Genomic DNA, 17939 nt, shown 5'->3' with positions numbered 1-17939 from the left:
AGCCTCGCGTGCGCGGGACGACATGGTCGAGACCGACGGCCACCGTAGCGTGCAGGGACCAGCCCCGCGTGGGCGGGGACGACGGCAACCCGAGCGGCGTGGCCGGCGTCGACGCGGGACCAGCCCTGCGTGCGCGGGGACGACCGCCGTAACGTGACGCCGGCGTACAGCAGCATGAGACCAGCCCCGCGTGCGCGGGGACGACCCGTCGGACACGGACATCCTGACCGGCGATCGGGGGCCAGCCCCGCGTGCGCGGGGAAGACACCGGTACCGACCAGCAGGCCGCCTACTTCCAGGGACCAGCCCCGCGTGCGCGGGGACGACATGAGCGGCGCCGCCGCGGACTGCAGCGACGACGGACCAGCCCCGCGTGCGCGGGGACGACTTGGCTCCGGAGTCCGCGACGTCGATCTTGACGGGACCAGCCCAGCGTGCGCGGGGACGACCTGCCGCACGGTTTCCCGTCCGGCTTGGTTCCGGGACCAGCCCCGCGTACGCGGGACGACGGATCGATTCCGGACGGGTGGCCGATCCAGTGGGGACGAGCCCCGCGTGCGCGGGGACGACCTGGCGGTGGACCCGGCGTGCGGATGCGGCGTGGGACCAGCCCCGCGTGCGCGGGGACGACACTTGCTGACCTGCGAATCTAGCAGTCGAACAGCGTTTTTAGTTCACTTTGCTGCTGCGCCTCTTACGTGTTTCCAGCTATTCAAGGTACCGCCGAGGGTGTCGCACAGCCGATCTGCTCGAGCTGCGCAGTCGTATGGAGACGCGACTGTGGCCGCGGATCACGGAGGCTCAGTGGCTCGCTCAGGTGACTGCGCAGGCGGTGCGCCGGATCGGCAATATGCGACCGCCCGCTGAACTCGCCGAGGAGAGGGCCGCAGTTCGGGGCTGAGCTCCCCGCGGTGGGTCTCCGGCCAGTTCGTCGGAGACCCACCGACTCTGTGAACAATGAGCGGCAGCCGGATGCAGGGCGGCGCGGCAACTCGCGCCGAGCCGCCGCGTACGCGACTTGGCCGCTGTTACAGGCGCGACGATCGAGTTCTTCTACCTCACCACTGCTGGAGTGCTGGGAGGTCGTCGCGACCAGTCGGGGCCGCGGGCCGGGGCTCGCTTGCCCAGCGTCGCGCTGCACCTTCCGGGACCCGGCGGTGCCGTCTTCATCGCCGAGGTACACCGGCGGCCGCTGCGCAAGGCCCCGAGCGAGCCGGCGGGCAGTGATCGCCCCGGGAAAGCGCCCGGCGACCTCGCACTCGGTGAGCGCGCCGAACGCACCGATCGTACGCAGGCTCAGGCATGCAGCCCTACGAGCTCGCCGCGGTCGTCGCCGGCTGGTCGAGCTCGGGCAGCCAGCCTTCGGCGAATATTCGTCGAGGAGACAGGGGTCTTGCCAGAACGCCGCCGCCGCGTAGACCGGTTGGGCCGAAGGGTGCGGGCCCGTGTGCGGGTCATGCAGGCATGACATCAAAAAATGCTCCGGGGGTGGAAGATGTCGGCGAACCGTCCGCGGAGCCCCTACTCGAATACTCAACGGTCCAGGATGCGGCGGTTGTCGCCGCCCAGATGAACGGCTCGGTCAGGGGCCAGTGGCCGGGGTTGAACTGGCCACGGGGAAGAGTCGACGGAGCAAGAACTGTGCGACTGGGTGCGGGCTCGGCTGCCGGCCTACAAGGTGCCTACGCGCATCCGGGTCTTGGGGCGCTGCCCCGGAACGCGAGCATGGAGGTCGTGAACCTGAGCTGCTCGAGCTCCTGTTCGATGCTGAGGCGTTACGTAGGCTGCCGGGTCGGCCGTCCCGGTGTGTTACGCCGGGGAAGTCTCGTACGACTTCGTGATATGAGCACGAATGACCAGCCGCAGGCCAGCCCGACGTCTGGACTGAGCACTTCAGACGCCGACGGAAGTGACTACACCGTCGTGCTGCAAGCGACATCTTCGGCGAGGTTCCTGCCGGAGGGCGGCTGGGAATTGTCCGTGCATGCGCCCGAGATCGACTTGCGGCCCCTTCGGATTCGCGCCTTCACTCGCTGGGTTGACGACCAAAGCAAACCGCTGCCCCGCGAGCTGGTCGTGGAGGTGCGTGGCCATGCTAGTTCGCTGGACGAGGCAGTGGCTAAGTTTCCCAATGTCGCGCGACCCATCGCTAACATGGTCGGATTCGTTGCGAACGTCCGCGTGGGACCGGCGGGGGTGGTGCTCGCGTACGAGACCTTCGCTTCCAGCGGTGAACGCGATTATCTTCAAGTGTTCATCGCGGACGAGCGTGGTCCCGTCCCACCGGGGCGTAGCTTCGAGGTGCAGCACCTCGAGGCGGTTTGCGTGGCGTTCATGGGTGTTGCTGATAACGAGCGCATCGGCAGAGCACTGCGTCACTACGAACTGGCGTTACGTGAGTGGTGCATCGGCGGCGAATGGCTTGCGCTCAACTATCTGTGGATCGCTGCCGAGAACCTGACGAAAGCTGTAATACGCAAAATCATCGCACGTACGGACGTCTCGGAGGAGAGTTTGGCGCGTGAACATGGTCTCGTAACGGATGACCCGAATCGCCCGAGGTGGAGAGACCTCTTGGGGGCGCGGATCCGAGCGTCTGTCATATTCCAAGGGGATGCGTCTACTTATCAGGCGGCAAAAACGGCGAGTGATGGCCTTGAGCACGGGATCTTGGAGTTGAATGCGGTAGCTAAACATGCCATCGCCTGCGCTGACAAGACCTTCAAATACGTTCGTCGAGCCATTGTGGATCTGCTTGATCTGCCTGAAGGGATCGCGGAAAAGCTGAACGACGTTGCCCCGATGGACGTTCAGTCTCTGCGCAAGGTTGTGCGCGGACGTTTGACAGGGGTGGCGGAGGATCCGGCTGAGGAGGGGGAACGCTACCCCCGGCTTGTGTGGAGCTCGGGAGTTGACTCGGTCGTGCGCGAGGGATCTGCTTTTATGATCATGCATCGGGAGAGAATGACTGTCCGCACGCATCCCGAAATTGGCTTTCGGCTGGAACGATTAGGTGTTCACGGGCGCCTTGAGAGTGGTCAAGCTCCGGTGCAGATAAGTGATGAAGAGATCGTGGTCGAGAGAGAGCCTGCCTCGTCGCTCAAGAAGTTGCTTGATGCGGTCGTTCCGATAGTGGACTCGGCGGTGGAGAGTGGGGGGGAGCGATCTCATACTCAAGCATCGTTATTTGCCTTTAATCTGTTCGGGCAAGGGATGTCGTGTTTTCAAGCAGTTCAACAGCTGATCACCTCATTCTTGCCCGTGGAAGCATTTGCGAATCTGCAAGGACTGGTCTTGGTTGCCGCTCGCTTCGAGCAGATGGCAACTTCGGGCGGTCCGCGCTTCGGATTGGCTGTTCGTGAGGCACTTGAGGCGATTTCAGGGTTTGGTGCCGACGCCGAGTACGTCGCCAATCGGCAATCGGAATTGCTTGCCACTGCCGACGCTCAGAACGTAGTGGTGCCCAGCAGGCTCGCTGATCCGAAGGATTCGCTCATCTATCGTAGCTTGGACTTGGAGATGAGCTTTGCAAAGTGGGCGGCCAGCGGCGCATACGGAACGGCTGGTCTCCACGTTCGGCGTGTCGACTCCCAGAAGGCTGGATTCCATACGAAGCTGTCGCCAGGTCCGTTGACCGATTTGGTCGGCTCGGCGGCCGTGATCGCCATGTTGACTTTGCTGGGGCACGCAAGCTCTTTGTTCGGCTGGAGAGTCGACCGAGATCGGCTGAGCCGGCTTGTGTCCCAGGCGCGGGAACTCAATGAATCTGCCGCGCAGTTGGACCTCTATCCACCTGATTGAACGTCCTGCGACTTCGTGCCCCATTCACTTCGACGCGGCGTCACGGCTACGTATTGTCGGCCGGCATCGAATTCTCGGTCCGCTCGCAAGGGATCTCAGCGCTTATGTCACGTGCCATCCAGTTCGACCACAGCCGCATCACGCAACTCCCACCTGGGCGGCACGTGCGAGCGTGGTGACTCTGCGCTACGATGAGGGCATGATCTCCCCGAAGTTGGGAGATCTCCCACGCGTGGGGGTTCAAGTCCCCCTTTGAGCACGTGGAGGTGGGAGATCTCTCGGGTTGAGGTTGAGTGGTCTGCGGAGCGATCTATAAACCCACTTTGAAGCTCGGCACCGACCTGCAGCTCAAGTGGCCGACTTTGCTCGCGTGGCAGAGGCAGCGCTGGTCGCTGAAGCAGGTCCGCCCAGCTCTTGGGCGTTGTGGGGGCGGCGACAGCGGTGCAGACGTCATGTGGCTGCAGCCGGCCTTCCAATAGCCGACCACGGAGGTCATGGACTCCGCCGGCTTACCGATGGTCGATCGTGTGGCGAGCTGATCACTACGAGCCGCCGAAGCCGGGAGCGTCGCTGCCGCCTGGTCTTCTGGGTTGCTCGATCCACGCCTTCGGTACGAGTTGCAACGCCGGGGCCGGTTGCGGTGCCCCCTTGGTGAACGCATCGGCCGGCCGCTCTTCCCAGCTGGTGGCCAAGGTGAGCAACGTGCCTGTCCGTTGGTCCACGGCGACCCGTTCGGCGGCTTCGAAATCGCGGGACGGCGGCGTTTTCGTGGCGTCGGGCCCGGCCAGGTCCCGGTACGGCGTGGTGGCGGGCGGTGTTGCGGTGTAGCCGATGTGGAAGCTTGTCAGCCACCGGGAAAGTCCGGCGGTCGCTGTGCGGAAGCGAAGCCAGCGTTGCCGTTCCCAGCCGGGTGCCGGAGTCGTCGCAGGGTGTTGTCCAGCGAAGCGCGCTACGAGCTGCTCGGCTGCGGCTTCGCCGCGTTCAGCGAGGGCGGTGATCTGCTTCCCGTCCATCTCGAGGTTGAGACCGCCTTCGTCGTCCTTGACGTACACGGTCACAATGCGGTCGTCGTAGCCGGGCATGGCGGCTTGGGACTCGTCCACCCAAGACCTGGCCGTGCTCAGCATCGCGCCGGCAAATCCTGAGAGGCTCCCCAGGCCGGTGCTTGGCCAGGTGGTCCACCGCGGCGGCCGCCCGGTGCCGTCGAGGGCTGGCAGGAAGGTGTTGTCCCGCTGGCAGTCCGACTTTTCCTGGCCGTCCGGGAACGGCGCGAGGTCGATGGCGAATGTCGGCCGGCCTGGCAGGGGACTGTCGAAGAAGTGCACCGGCAGGTTGCTGCAGATGCCGCCGTCGGAGAACCAGTGCACCCGACAACCCCCAGGTGTTGCGTCGTCCAGCGTGTAGAGCGGGATCGCCGAGAGCAGGAACGGGAAGCTCAAGCTCATCCTCGTCGCGACGAGGACGGGCAGGTGCTCGGGCGGGGGCAGGGGCCACAATGGACGACCCGCTTGGGACGTGCTCACCGGTGGGTGAGGTTTCATCCGGTCGACGACGTCGGCCGGGAACAGGTCGCGGAACTCGTTCTCATCGAAGAAGTACTGCTGGTCGCTCCAGGGCATCGCGAGCGGCTGTCCCTGGGTGAGGTTGGTGGTCATCACCCGCAGCGCGCAGTCCTGGTTTTCGAGGTCGCCGAAGGTCAAGGGCAGCTCAGCCGTTCCCCGGCCGGCGAGGTCCTGCAGAGTCCTGTGTAACCACGGGGTGAGCGCCTCGGCGCGGCCGCTGCGTCCCGGGCCGGGCATGCCGGAGCAAAGTCCGAAGTTGTTCGCCGGCACGGCGCGGCCCACTCGTCGTGCGATGCCGAGCGCCGCGCCGAGTGGCACGCCCACAAGCAGGAGCATGACGGACGCGGCGGTGGCTGTACTTTGCGCGGTCCCGGATCCGAGCAGGGCGAGGATCAGCACCGCGATTCCAGGCGCCGCACCCAGCACCACGGCGATCGGGAACGATCGGACCACGGCCAGGGCGATTCCGATGACCCGCGTGGGTTTGCACCTGCCCAAACCGGCAGTGGCCACCCGGAAGAGTCCCTTGGTCCGGCCCGACGGCTGGAAGAGACGGAACAGCACCGAGCCGCCGATCTTGGCCGCTTTGCTGATCTCGTCCGGCAGGTCCGCGAGCTTGTCGAATCCGCCGGTGGTCCGGCCGTATTCGGCCGCGGCCGCGGCCGCGGCGGCGATCGCGCCGGCGGAAGCGCCGCCGACCGAGCGCAGCCGGTAGGTACGGGCGAGCTCGCACACGGCACGCGGGTAGATCACGCCGCTGGTGATCCCACCCTTCATAATGATGTCGCAGTCCAGACGGGGCTGGGCGGGGTACTCGGTCATGTCTCACCTGACCTGGTCCGAAGGGCGGCTCCCGGAGCAAGCCGGGCGTCCACGACGGCATAGTCGCCAGAACCCTCGACCTTGTTTCATCGCGGGGCGACCTGTTCGTGGTCTCCGCTGGGTCTGGCGATCATCGTGACCGTCGCCCGATCTGGTTCGCCCCCAGATCGTCGCATAATCGCCGGGTTTAGGAGCGCGATGAGCGTATAACGGCGTATTGGGCAGGGTTACGTGCGCGCGTCGAACGTGTGTTCCAGATTGGGTACGTTGCTGTCGGGACTGGCCAGCGAACTCAAGGAGAGACCGTGGCGTGGTTGTTGTCGGAGCGAGCCACCGGTCGCGCCTGGAGGGTGGGCGATAGCGATCTCGCCTGGGAGATCGGTGGCTACGACCTGGCTCGGTTCGAGCTTCACGTCCTCGACGAGGAGGTCGTCGGCACGCCGGACGGGAGGCCGACCCTGACGTCGGGTGATTGACCGTCACCGGATCGTGGTCGAGTTCGTGCTCCACCGTATGCGTCCCTATCTCGGGAGCCGGGGGGGGGGGGGGGGGGGGGGGGGGGGGGGGGCCCCCCCCCCCCCCCCCCCCCCCACGACTCCAGCGTCAGTGCTTCGCCGTCGCGTCGCAGCGGAGCTCGCCGGCGATGAGTGCAAAGCCGCTGATGGTCATCAGCCCGTCGAGGACGAGTGGGCCGATGGCTGCGGCGATCGGGTCGTAGTGCCAGGCGGTGAGGACTGCGTGGATGTGCCCGTAGGAGATCGCAAACGATCCGATCGCCACGATGGTGCCGATGCCGTAGCGGACCGCGTTCCAGAACCAGGTTCGTCGCCAGGGCACTCTGGTGAGCACCTCGACCGTGACGATCAAGGCAATCGGCCACACGCCAGCGCCGACCTGGGGACCCAAGCCAGGCGCCCAGCTTGGCGGCTGCCAGCTGGCGGGCAGCCAGGTGTGGAGGACGTTGGCGGCGATCGAAGTGACCGAGCCGAAGGCGAACCCGAGCCAGCTGACGAAGATTCCACCAGCGCGTGCTCCGCCTCGCGGCGAGGTGCCGGGCTCGAGCGACTGGTTCTCCGGAGCGCCGGGTGTCCGTTGGCGTGCCGTTATGCCGGCTGGCGGCATCGAGGTGTGGCCTGGCGCCCGTTCAGGCAGGCTGGTTGCGGGCGATAAGGGCGGGCGGGTTGGTGACCCACCTTCGCCAACGGACCGATCTGGCGTGGACTGGCTGTCGCCAGCTCCGGTGTGGCGCTGGCTCTCGCCGCGAGCGGTGGTAGACCGGCTGGCGACGCCAGCCGGCGTCGCTGCAGCCGGACTCAGGTCACCTGGCGAGTCCGCCGTGATTGCCGTCGCCCGTGTAGTCTTGCCAGCCTTCACCGGGGGTCGCTGCGCGGTGGGCCTGGTCAATTGGCGATCGCCAACAGGGTGGGCGGAGCTGGCGCTTGGCCGTTGCCGGACTGTTTCTGGCGCGATGGTGGCGCCAAGGGCATTGATCTTGTCGATGGCTTGGCGGACGTAGTAGGGACTGAGCCCGGTTGCGTCGGCCAGCTTGCCGCGCCCGGGCTTGCGTGCGCCTTGTTCCCGTGCGAGCTCGTACTGTGCCATGACCTGCTTGACGGGGTCGAGGTCGGCGGCCGTCATTGGTCACCTCGAAGCCGAGCGGGGTTGTCGGCGTGCTCGCTCGTGCCGGCGATGCTTGGGAGGGGTGGTCCGTCCGCACGCGCGCCGATGTCGATCGCTTCTGTCTGCAGGGTCGCGAACTCGGCCAGCGGGTGCGGCTCTCCGGTGAGCGCGGACAGCGCGGCCGCAACTTCGTGGATGGTTGCCGAGGTGTACGTCAACGTCACGCCGCCGCGATCGCTCGACGTCCCAGGGCCGGCGTGTCCGGCGTATGCAGCCGCGACTGCGTAGCCGAAAGAGCGCTCGACCCAGGTCAGCGTGGTGTACCGCAACCAGTGCGACGTGACGCCGAGCGCTTTGGCCCACGGCAGAACTCGCCAGATCCGGTTCCAGAACGTTTGGTAGTTGTGGTAGTGGAGTGGGATGCCGTTGCGTAGGCGCAGTACCTGGTCGTTCGGCTCACAGCCGGGAACACGAGAGTTGATGTGCTCCAGCAGCGCCTCAAACAGGGTCGGTGAGACAGGCTGACGGCGGTTCTTACCGCCCTTCTCTCGCAGCAAAATGCTGCAGTCCATCGGGTTGAGGTCGCGGCGACGCAGGTTGAGCGCGCCACCGGCGCGGCAGGCGGTCTCGCTGTGCAACCGGAGCAAGAGGCTGTCGAGCAGTGGGTCGGGGCCGGAGCTGGCGGCGGCTCGGTTGATGTCGGTGAGTTCGCGGGGTGTGAGGGCCCGTCGGCTGGTATTGCGATGTTTGCTGTTCTTGATGGTGGCGACCGGGCTCTCCGCCAAGGTGATCAGCTTGTCGCCCGCGGCGCACCGGTAGAAGCATTTCACTGCGTCGATGAATAGCGACCTCGCTCCTTGGCCGGTGTACGACGGGGATTTTGCGGCGGCACGCTGCTGGACCAGGTTGGCCAGCTGGTTGATCTCCGAGGCGCGGGGCTCATCGATGGGCCGGTCGCCCCATTCGTCGACTAGCACCTTCCAGTAGAACTTCCAGGTCTCACTCGACGAAGCCGGCGTCGTCTTCGCGACCTCGGGTGCGTATTCGGCAAACGTCGGCATGACCTTGGGTTTGGCCACGTCGGCGACCTGGTCCAAGGACAGGCCGAGCTTGGCGAGCACGATCTCGGCAGCTGCGGCGACGGCTCGCTCGTCGATGGACGTTTCCGCGCTCATCAGCAGCCTCCCCGCAGGTTGGCCTCGTGATGTGGCGAGAGCAGGCGATCGAGCTCAGGCATCGTGTAGATGACGAGCGCGTCGCAGCCCGCGCTGGCGGCGAGCAAGAGACGGTCACCCCGGGCGATCCTGCAGCGTGCCCGCATGGGGGCAGGAATGCGGATCTCGCGCCTTGGGGTGAGGCGGTACCAGCCGGTCGCCGCACGGCGATACGTCCCGACGCCGACGCCGACGCCGACGCCGACGCCGACGCCGACGCCGACGCCGACGCCGACGCCGACGCCGACGCCGACGCCGACGCCGACGGTGGTGAGGGCGAGGGCGTCGTCGACTGTCCAGCCGAGGGTGTCGACGATCGAGTGCTCTGAGACGCGGCCTGAGCGATCTACGCGCGCGATTGCGTAGGTCCAACTGGCCTCAACCGGCACGGAGGGTACTTGGGCGAGCGGGGGAGTGGCCGCGGCCCCTCCGCGGCGACGCTCCGCCTGAGGAGGGTGAACGTCGGGTACTAGGGCAGGAACGAGGCGCTCAGACACGGTTCCACCGCCGTCGCCCGACGTCGTGCGTCTGACCGTCAGCGATCAGGCGGCCGCAGACCGGTACCGAAGCGCCGTTACGGTGGTGATGTGTCGCGCAAAAAGCTGACTTAGCGGTTGGTCACCCGACGATACGCGGGACTGATCCCCAGGGTGGTGACACCATGCGCAGGATCATAGTCATGGGCGAAGGCGGGAACCTGGCTGCTCCGCTTGGGGGAACCGCTTCAGGTAGTCCGGTCCACTGGGCTCTTGACTTGCCGCCGCAGGCTGCTGTATCGGGCACTCGCCGAAGGCCACTGGTTCGGGAGAGCGTGCTGCCGCTACCGAGCAGGCGGCCCCGCTCCCTGGCGGGAGCGGGGCCGCCGGTCACGCGCTCAGTTCACGTACACCGAGTAGCCGATGCCACCCGACCTGGTGCCGTCGGCCGTGGTGCCCCGCACGATGACCGCGTAGCTGCCTCGGTCCGGTGGGGTCCACGTCATCGTGCCCGCACCCGAACCGTCCGCCGGCACGGTGAGCTCCTCGGTCACGGCACCCCGGTCGTCCTGGACGTAGTAGGTGTACGAGACGATGCCCGGCATACCCGGCGTGAAGGTGAACGTCCCCGGCACACCGGCACCGCCCGACCACTCGCTTTCCGGGTAGTCCTCGGATGACACGTACGGCGCGCTCAGGATGTTGAAATAGTACGTGTTCTCCTGCGAGGAGACCTGGTCGGCCGTCACCGTGCGCACCCGCAGGTTGTGGTCGGCCGAGCCATCCGGTGGCAGCGGGGGAGTCCATGCCAGCACGGAGCGCCCGTTCTGAGCGGGCGTCTGCTGGAACGGACCCCAGTCGAACGAGTACTCGAACGCCACCGCGCCCGGCTGGCGGGCATCGAAGGTGAAGGTGCCGGGGAACACCCGCCCGTTCGCCTGGAACTCCTTCGAGGTCACCGTCGGGTAGTTCGTCACCGTCCACGTGATGTTGTCCGTCGACGACCACACGCCCGCCGTGTTCTTCGCGCGCACCAGCATCTCGTAGTCGCCGATCCTCGGTGGGGTGTAGCTCACCGTCGCGGTGTTCCCGCTGACCGGCACGGTCCACCTGGTAGCCGGGTCCGCCGTCAGCCAGTACTCGAACTCCACGGCGTTCGGCATCGGGGTGGTGAACGTGTACGTGGCGGCTCTGCCCTCGGTCCCGATGTCGCCCTCGTAACCGATCTCCGGTCGCCAGGTGTTGAGCGACAACCGTTTCTCCGTCACCGGGGACAGCCCGCCGGACGCGTCACGGGCCTGGACCCGCAGCAGGTTCTGGTCGGCCGAGGTGAACCCGACCGGCAGCGTGGCGGTTCCGCCGGCGTTCGCCTTGACCGTCCACTTCGTACTCTCGGCACTCGCGAACCAGTAGTCGTACTCGACGACGGCCGGCATTCTCGGTGTGGCCGTGTACGTGGCCGAGGTGCCCAGGTCGACGTTCTCGGGCCCGCTCACCACCGGTGACGCATCGACGAGGAACCGGTACTCCCGATCCGGCGACCTCGCGCCCGAGGTGTCGGTGCTGTGCACGTACAGCACGTGATCACCGCCGGTGGCCGGCGTGATCGTCACCTCGGCGACGCCGTCCTGGCCGGCCGTGACCGTGGCGGACGCGCCGTCGTCCAGCCGGTAGTCGTACGCCACGACGTTCGCCATCCCCGGCGCGAACCGGAACACGCCCGGCACGCCGATGCCGCCGTCCGGGCCGCCCTGCGGCGGGTAGCGGTCGGACGTGACCGTCGGTCGCGTCTCCTTGACGATGAAGGAGTAGTAGGTGCTGAGCGAGAGGTTGCCCGCCCGGTCCCACGCCCGCACGAGCACCGACTGCCGGCCGTTGGACGTCGGCGTGAAGCTGACGGTGGCCTTGCCGTCGGGGCCCGCGGCGATCTCCCGCGTGTCCGCGCCGAAGTTGTAGTCGTACCGCGCGACGTCGGTGGACCCGTTGGGGGAGAAGGTGAACTCGCCCGCCACCCCGACCCCGCCGCCCTCGGCGTCCTCCGGGTACGTCGCGGAGACGACAGCAGGCGCCTTCGGATCCGTGCGGTCGACGGTGAACCGGCACGGGCCTGCCGTGGACGACTTCGCACCCCAGCTGTCCTGGGCGTACACCTCCCACGCGTAGGTGCCGTCGGCGAGGTCCGACGTGTCGGGGTACGCCGCGGCGGGGTTGCCCGACCCGGCACCCGTGTGCCGTTGCGACGGGTCCGCCACCGGCCACCACGTGAACCGCCCGGACGTGAAGTCGCCGTTCGGGTCGGATACCTGTGCGCTCAGCACCAGCTGGCGGCTCGCCAGCGCTCCGGTGCCGTCCTTGGCGCAGGGTTCGCCGTTGGTGCGGAGGTCGGCCGGCGTCGCGGGCGGTGCGTTGTTGACCACCCGCAGCGTTACCGGGGCCTCGATCAGCCGGTAGAACGCCGGGTCCGCCTCGTGGGCTTCGGCGACGCGGAAGCCCAGCGTGAGGTGACGGACCTTGTGGTCGACAGCGTCCCGCACCGCGGTGGTGACGTCGAACGTGGCGTCGTTGTCGATGCAGGTGCCGTCGGCACCCCTGGACGCCACCCGGGTCCGCTCCGCCGGGCGGTTCTGCCAGGTCGACTGCTTGGTGTAGGCGGAGGTCTGCCACACCTCGGTGGCGCGGCTGTCGCAGTCGACGTAGTGGGTCTCGCCGGCCGACAGCAGCACCGTCGTGAACGGCGCACCCCGCAACGAGCTCAGGTCGAAATCCACGTACGAGCGTTGGCGGTGCGGTGTGGTGTCCCAGGTGCCGATCGGCAAGTTGCCGGATGGCTTGAAGTGGGCGGTGGTCGGTGCCGCCGAGTCGACGTAACCCCAGGACGTCGCGGACAGCGTCACTTCGGAACGCTGTTGACCAGCGGTTTCCGCTGCCGCCATCGCGCCATCAGTGCCGGTGAGCGCGACGGCGAGCGCTACGGCGAGCAACGTCAGTGATCTTCGTAAGGTCATGCTGGCTCTCCCCTGTTGCTTGCATGCGGGACGTACACGCCTGAAGGGGAGAATTGGTTGCTTCATGGTTCAGCCCGCTCGCGCAGCGCGTCCTCTCCCGCCTCGGTGAGACCGCCGCTCGCCAGCAGGCCCTCCAGGGTCGTGCCGGCGGTGAGTCCTCGGGCGGGCTCCCCGGCCCAGGTGGACGCGGACCCGCAGGATGGCGAAGGCGGCGACGATCGTCGGCCGGCAGGACGTACATCGGCGCCCCGGGAACGACGCTCGCGACGAATCACAACAGGATCAGACTGAGGAAGCCGCCGAGCAGCGCGATCACGATGTTGTACGGCAACGAAACCCGGTCTGCCGCACCTCGGTCGGGAAGATCACCGGCACCACGCCCGGAACAGCGGCCGGGATCCCGCCGCCGGCAGCTGGATCCACGCGGTGAGCCCGGAACCCGGCGGCAAAGTGGGCAGGACCACCAGTGTTCACCAGCGTCAGGGCGACGGCCACGAGGACCGCGTACCCGAACGCACGGCGATGCTTGCCGAGCACCGGCCTCGGGATGAACCTCCACAGTGGAGGAGCCGGCGTTCTACGCGGAGCGAAACGAGAAGGAGGGCGATCTCACAGGGTGAGGCGCCGCCCGCGTCTTCGTTCAGCGGACCCCTGGAACCGGCAGGTACGGTTGCCCCACGACACGAACGACATGCGCACGCGCCGAACCGGAGGAATGGTCCATGCCACAGCCCGAACCGGCCACCAAAAATCCCGAAAAGGGTCACTTGGCCCTGCTCGGCTGGAGCCTCAACGCGGTCGAGGCCCTCGACCGCTTCGACCGGCGATACGTCGTGGTGGCGCCGGACTGGGCCGAAAAGTACTGCGAAGAACACGACATCCCTTATGTGCCTTGGAATTTCGAGCGGCTCAACGACCGGTCGCTGGAGATCGCCGAAATCCTCAAGGAAAGAGGGGTCGACGTCGCGATCCCGCTGTTCGAAGAGACGGTGGAGTGGGCCGGGGCGATCAACTCCGTCCTGCTCGACAACCCGCGGCTGTTCGGGCAGGCCATGTTGCTGCGCGACAAGGCGCTGATGAAGCGCCGCGCGCAGCTCGGCGGCATCCGGGTCGGGATCTTCGAAGAGGCCCACGACCGCGACGACGTCATCCGCTTCCTCAAGCGCGTCAACCAGACGCTGCTCAAGCTCGACGGCGACCCCAACGACCCGATCCACCTCAAGGCCTTCGACAAGGCCGGCTGCCTCGGGCACCGCGTCATCCGCACGCCCGACGAGATCGACACGATCCCGGAGGACGAGTTCCCGGTGCTGATGGAATCCCACTTGGACGGCTGGGAGTTCGCCGTCGAAGCGTGGATCCACAACGGGAAGATCAAGTTCCTCAACATCTCCGAATACGTCACCCTCGGGTACTCGGTGTTCGTTCCGGCGACCTCGGAGCTGGAGAAGTACCGGCCGCAGATCACCGCACAGATCGAGAAGCTCATCAAGGCCTTCGACATCGAGTTCGGTTTCGTGCACCCGGAGTACTTCGTCACCAGCGACGGCGAGATGTACTTCGGCGAAGTCGCTTACCGGCCACCGGGTTTCAAGGTCTTCGAGCTGCTCGAACGGGCCTACGGGTTCAACGCCTACCAAGGTCTGGCCCTGGCGTTCGACCCCAAGACGACCGAGGAGGAGATCGACGCCTTCTTCCCGCGCGAGGTCGTCGACGCGTCCGGCGTCGCGGGCTGCTTCGGTGTCTACCCGCGCCGGCGGGTGGTCAGCGAGCTGCGGATCCCCGAGCAGACCCAGGACGACGACTACTACGAGTCGCACGACCTCTCGGCGCCGTTGGAGGAGACGGTGACGAAGAGGACCGCGTTCGGCACGCACTGGGGTCTGCTGTACTTCTTCGGCGACGACGCGTACCGGATGCGCGATCTGCTGAAGGAGCAGGAAGAGTACGACTTCTACGTCTGATGTGGAGGCCGGAGACCTACCCCGGGGGAACCCTGTGAAACCGACCACCGACGGCCGGGAAGCGGCCCTGGCCAAGCGCGTGGCCGCGCTCGACGACGCCGTGCAGGCCATGGCCGAGACGCGCGACTTCGGCAAGCACACGAAGCTGCGGCGCGTGCTGGAGGCCCTGCGGCGGGTCCTGCTGCAGCCGGGCGGGCCCGCGGCGGTCCAGGCCAGGGCGCAGGCGATCGAGGAAGCCGGGGTGTTCCTGGGCACGGACTGGGCGACCCCGGAGATCCTCGTCCCAGCGCTGGTGGGGCCGGGGCTGCGCAGTGAGAACGGCGACACCGTCGTGATCGAAGCGACCAGCGAGCTGCGGATGCTCGCCGTGGCCCGCGGCGACTTCGCGCATCCCACACTGTCGGCCGAGGACGCTCGTCAGTTCCTGTCGCAGGTGCTGGCGATGAACCTCGAACTGCTGTTCACCCCGCCCACCGAGGCGGAACGGGTCCGGCAGGGCCGCACCGCGCAGCTGATCCGGGACCTGTTCCGGCACGTCGCCGACGAGGTCGGCTACGACAGCGTCCTGGACGAGCTGGTCGACGAGATCTGGCGGATCCTGCGCCAGCGCCCGATCCAGGTCGAGCAGGTGCAGTCGCTGATCACCCGGATCGCGATCTACCGCGGCGATCCGGACGTCGCGCTCGGGGGAGCGTCCGGGCAGGGCCTCGACCGGCTCATCACCAGCCTGTTCGGCACCACGGAGGCGTGCCGGGAGGACCCGGGCGTCGACGTCTTCCGGTCGCGGCTGGAGGCGATGGACACCGGCGCCCTGCAGTACGAGGCCACCGGGTTCGCCAGGGCGATGCACGACACCGGCCTGGTGTCGCCGTACCACGCGGAGCTGCTGCGCTTCCTGCGGCACGAGAGCGACTACCTCCTCGGCGAGGCGCTCGGCCTGTCCGACACCGGCCGCAACTGCCTGCTGCGCTACCGCGACCTGGTGCACTGGCTGATCGAGGTGGCCGTGCACCCGCAGACCGCGCAGTGCAGCTACGGGCTGGCGCTGCTGCTCGACCGCGGCATCCTGTACGAGCCGCCGGTGGTGCCCGCGCTGTGGCGCCAGCTGGCCCTGGAGCTGGCCCCGGCCGCCCGGGAACGGCTCACGACGGTGTTCGGCGACCAGCCGGGACCCGAGGCGCGGCTGGTCGCGGGCGTGCTGTCGATGCTGGGCCTGCCGCTCGGCGTCGGGCAGGGTGACAACCCCACCTGCCAGTCGGCCCGCGCGCTGTCGATGTGGGCCTACAACGACCCGGACTACCTGCTGCAGATCGTCGCGTGGGCGGCCCGCGACGACGAGGTCATCATGCACTTCGAAGGGCAGCCGATCTCGTCGAAGGAGAGCGCGGCCGGGCTGGCGGCCACGCTGCCGATGGACCTGGACCCCGTGTCGCTGCTCGTCGTGCCCCACCTGGACCGGATCTACGCCGAGATGGGCCGCCGCTGCGCCGACCGGCCGGGCGACCCGCACCGGTGGGTCAACCCCGAGTTCCACGGCTGGTGGACCGCGCGCGGCTTCCGGATCAACGTCGACGTCGCGACCGGGCAGCTGATCGACCTCGACGACTTCTACCGGCACTTCCACGCGAGCTACCACCCGTCCTACAACGGTGGGCAGCCGCTGATCCACCCGCAGCCGGCCGGCGTCGCGGTCACCGACAGCGCGGCGCGCTACATCGGCTGGCACGCGATCACGATCCTGCGGGCCGCGCCGGACCCACAGGACGTCATGCGCGTGTACTTCTTCAACCCGAACAACGACAGCGGCCAGGACTGGGGCGACGGCGTCGTGGTCTCCACCGCGGGCAACGGCGAGCGGTTCGGCGAGGCGTCACTGCCGTTCGACCAGTTCGCCTCACGGCTCTACATCTTCCACGTCGACCCGCTCGAGCGCGGGCAGCCGGAGAAGGTGCCCGCCGAGGACGTCACGCGGATCCTCGGGTACGTCGAGCGCAGCTGGGGAGCCGACCGGCTGCCGTCCGGAAGCCTTTGATCCGCGTTCAAAGGTTGTGGGAGCTGGGTAATCGTGGGTCCGAGTCCCTTCCCGTGCTTGGCGGGGATTCGGCGGTGGCGTCGGTTCAGCAGAGAGCCGGCGCCGTCGTCGTGTCGCGACCAGCCCGCTCATGTCCGGTCCGGGGCGGACACGGCAGAGGTGACGAAGTCCTGGGCGACTTCGCGAAGCTTCGCGTTCTGCTCTTGCGACGCCTTGACGAGCAGCTCGAAGGCGTCGTCGGCGGGGATGCGGTGCAGGGCCATCAGGATGCCCTTCGCCTGGTCGATCACCGCGCGGGAGGTCAGCGCCGTGGACAGCTGTGCCATGGTGTCACGGGCCGACTGGTGCCGGCGGGCGCTGCGCAGGGCGGCTTCGGCTGCGGTGGTGTACAGCTCCAGCAGGGCCGCGTCGAGAGCGCCGAAGCTGTTGCCGCCGGTGTCGTACAGGTTGAGCGAACCGTGGTACTCGTCGTCGATGAACAGCGGCGCGGACAGGTAGCCGAGCACCGCCGACGCCGCCGCGGCCGCGGCGAACTCGGGCCACCGCTGTGCCGCTTCGGCCACCTTGACCCGCTGGAGCTCGCCGGTCCGGGCGGCCTCCAGGCAGGGGCCTTGCCCGGCGGTGTACTGGGCCTGGTCGATGTGGTGCGCGCCGTCATGGGTCGACGTCGCGGTGTAGGGGGCGCCGTCGCGCAGCAGGGTGATGCTGGCGATCTCCGCGTCCGGCACCGCGTGCACCACCTGCAGGCACACTCGTTGCAGGACAACGGACAGCTTCTCTTCCTCCAGGAAGGTGCCGGCCAGCCGCTCCAGTGCGGCGGTGACGTCGTCCACTCGCCGCACGGCGTCCTGTTCGTGAAGCAGGGTTTCGTCCATGTGATGCTCCCTCGGGTCGATGCGCCAGGCCGCCGGCCGCGCGACGGGCAGAAGATCAGCGGGGCGCAGCGCGTCGTCGATCGGAGGGCGACACGTCAGCGGGCCCAGGCTCGGATAGCGGCCAAGCGTGGCGACTGCCCGTACTGTCTGTGCCCCGGACTGCTCGGCTGCGCGGACATCGGTCCCACCCACCTTCCTCGTGGCCGACCACTGGACTCGTCGCGCCGTGGACATGGGGGTACCCACTGGTCGGCAAAGGCAAAACGGCCAGGTCAGGGGACATCCGGGCGGCCCGGCGTTGCGGCCGGCCACCGCCGAAACCAAGGCGACCCCGGGTTGACGTCATCGTCTCGGTCGGTCGTCAACCCGGCGGGCAGGGGCAACCCGTACTGCTCGACGAGCTGCGGCTGTGGATCCACCCGGTGTTGCGCGGCACCGGCGAGCAACTCTTCAGCGAGGGAGCCACCGGCGTGTTCGGCAAGGTCGAAAACCGCGCGTTCGCGAGCGGCACGGTGGTCCTCGTCCTGTCCGAGCCCCGGCACTGACGGCCCCGGGCGGCCGCCGGCGT

The 17939-nt window shown here is 67.8% G+C and carries 11 protein-coding genes; 6 read left to right on the top strand and 5 right to left on the bottom strand.

The genetic code is table 11. The features are described 5' to 3' along the window. Positions 1–1842: 1842 nt before the first annotated feature. Positions 1843–3801, top strand: a complete 1959-nt coding sequence (locus QQ657_RS12660; protein WP_284742286.1) for a hypothetical protein — start codon at positions 1843–1845, stop codon at positions 3799–3801. Between the two features lie 542 nt (positions 3802–4343). Here QQ657_RS12660 and QQ657_RS12655 read toward each other — a convergent pair. Further along, a complete protein-coding gene (locus tag QQ657_RS12655) occupies positions 4344–6185 on the bottom strand; it encodes a patatin-like phospholipase family protein (RefSeq protein ID WP_284742285.1) in 1842 nt (613 codons plus the stop codon). A gap of 305 nt (positions 6186–6490) precedes the next feature. On the opposite strand from QQ657_RS12655, the gene QQ657_RS12650 reads away from it, so the two are divergent. Then, complete coding sequence (locus QQ657_RS12650) at positions 6491–6661, top strand: hypothetical protein (protein WP_284742284.1); 171 nt, start codon at positions 6491–6493, stop codon at positions 6659–6661. Between the two features lie 127 nt (positions 6662–6788). Here QQ657_RS12650 and QQ657_RS12645 read toward each other — a convergent pair whose 3' ends face one another. Further along, the gene (locus QQ657_RS12645) at positions 6789–7823 is read right to left on the bottom strand and encodes a hypothetical protein (RefSeq protein WP_284742283.1); all 1035 of its coding nucleotides are present in this window, start codon (positions 7821–7823) and stop codon (positions 6789–6791) included. Next, the gene (locus tag QQ657_RS12640) at positions 7820–8980 is read right to left on the bottom strand and encodes a tyrosine-type recombinase/integrase (RefSeq protein ID WP_284742282.1); all 1161 of its coding nucleotides are present in this window, start codon (positions 8978–8980) and stop codon (positions 7820–7822) included. Before QQ657_RS12640 ends, QQ657_RS12645 begins: the two co-directional genes overlap by 4 nt. A 26-nt stretch (positions 8981–9006) precedes the next feature. Between QQ657_RS12640 and QQ657_RS12635 the strand changes: the two genes are divergently transcribed. Beyond that, positions 9007–9348, top strand: coding sequence for a hypothetical protein (locus tag QQ657_RS12635; RefSeq protein ID WP_284742281.1), 342 nt, complete (start codon positions 9007–9009; stop codon positions 9346–9348). 545 nt (positions 9349–9893) lie between these two features. Here the strand turns inward: QQ657_RS12635 and QQ657_RS12630 are convergent. Continuing rightward, complete coding sequence (locus QQ657_RS12630) at positions 9894–12500, bottom strand: hypothetical protein (protein WP_284742280.1); 2607 nt, start codon at positions 12498–12500, stop codon at positions 9894–9896. Between the two features lie 722 nt (positions 12501–13222). Here QQ657_RS12630 and QQ657_RS12625 point away from each other — a divergent pair. Both QQ657_RS12625 and QQ657_RS12620 read left to right on the top strand, forming a co-directional pair. Then, complete coding sequence (locus tag QQ657_RS12625) at positions 13223–14464, top strand: ATP-grasp domain-containing protein (RefSeq protein ID WP_284742279.1); 1242 nt, start codon at positions 13223–13225, stop codon at positions 14462–14464. 34 nt (positions 14465–14498) lie between these two features. Then, a complete protein-coding gene (locus tag QQ657_RS12620) occupies positions 14499–16496 on the top strand; it encodes a hypothetical protein (RefSeq protein ID WP_284742278.1) in 1998 nt (665 codons plus the stop codon). Positions 16497–16624: 128 nt separating this feature from the next. Here QQ657_RS12620 and QQ657_RS12615 read toward each other — a convergent pair whose 3' ends face one another. Then, positions 16625–17371 (bottom strand): ANTAR domain-containing response regulator, encoded by a 747-nt coding sequence (locus QQ657_RS12615; RefSeq protein WP_284742277.1) that lies wholly within the window; start codon positions 17369–17371, stop codon positions 16625–16627. 422 nt (positions 17372–17793) lie between these two features. Between QQ657_RS12615 and QQ657_RS12610 the strand changes: the two genes are divergently transcribed. After that, positions 17794–17916 carry a hypothetical protein gene (locus QQ657_RS12610; protein WP_284742276.1) on the top strand — a complete coding sequence of 41 codons (123 nt, stop codon included), beginning with the start codon at positions 17794–17796 and terminating at the stop codon, positions 17914–17916. Positions 17917–17939: the final 23 nt, after the last annotated feature.

The organism is Amycolatopsis ponsaeliensis (assembly GCF_030182635.1).
Lineage (GTDB): Bacteria > Actinomycetota > Actinomycetes > Mycobacteriales > Pseudonocardiaceae > Amycolatopsis > Amycolatopsis ponsaeliensis.
This window is presented reverse-complemented; position numbering and strand designations above follow the sequence as displayed.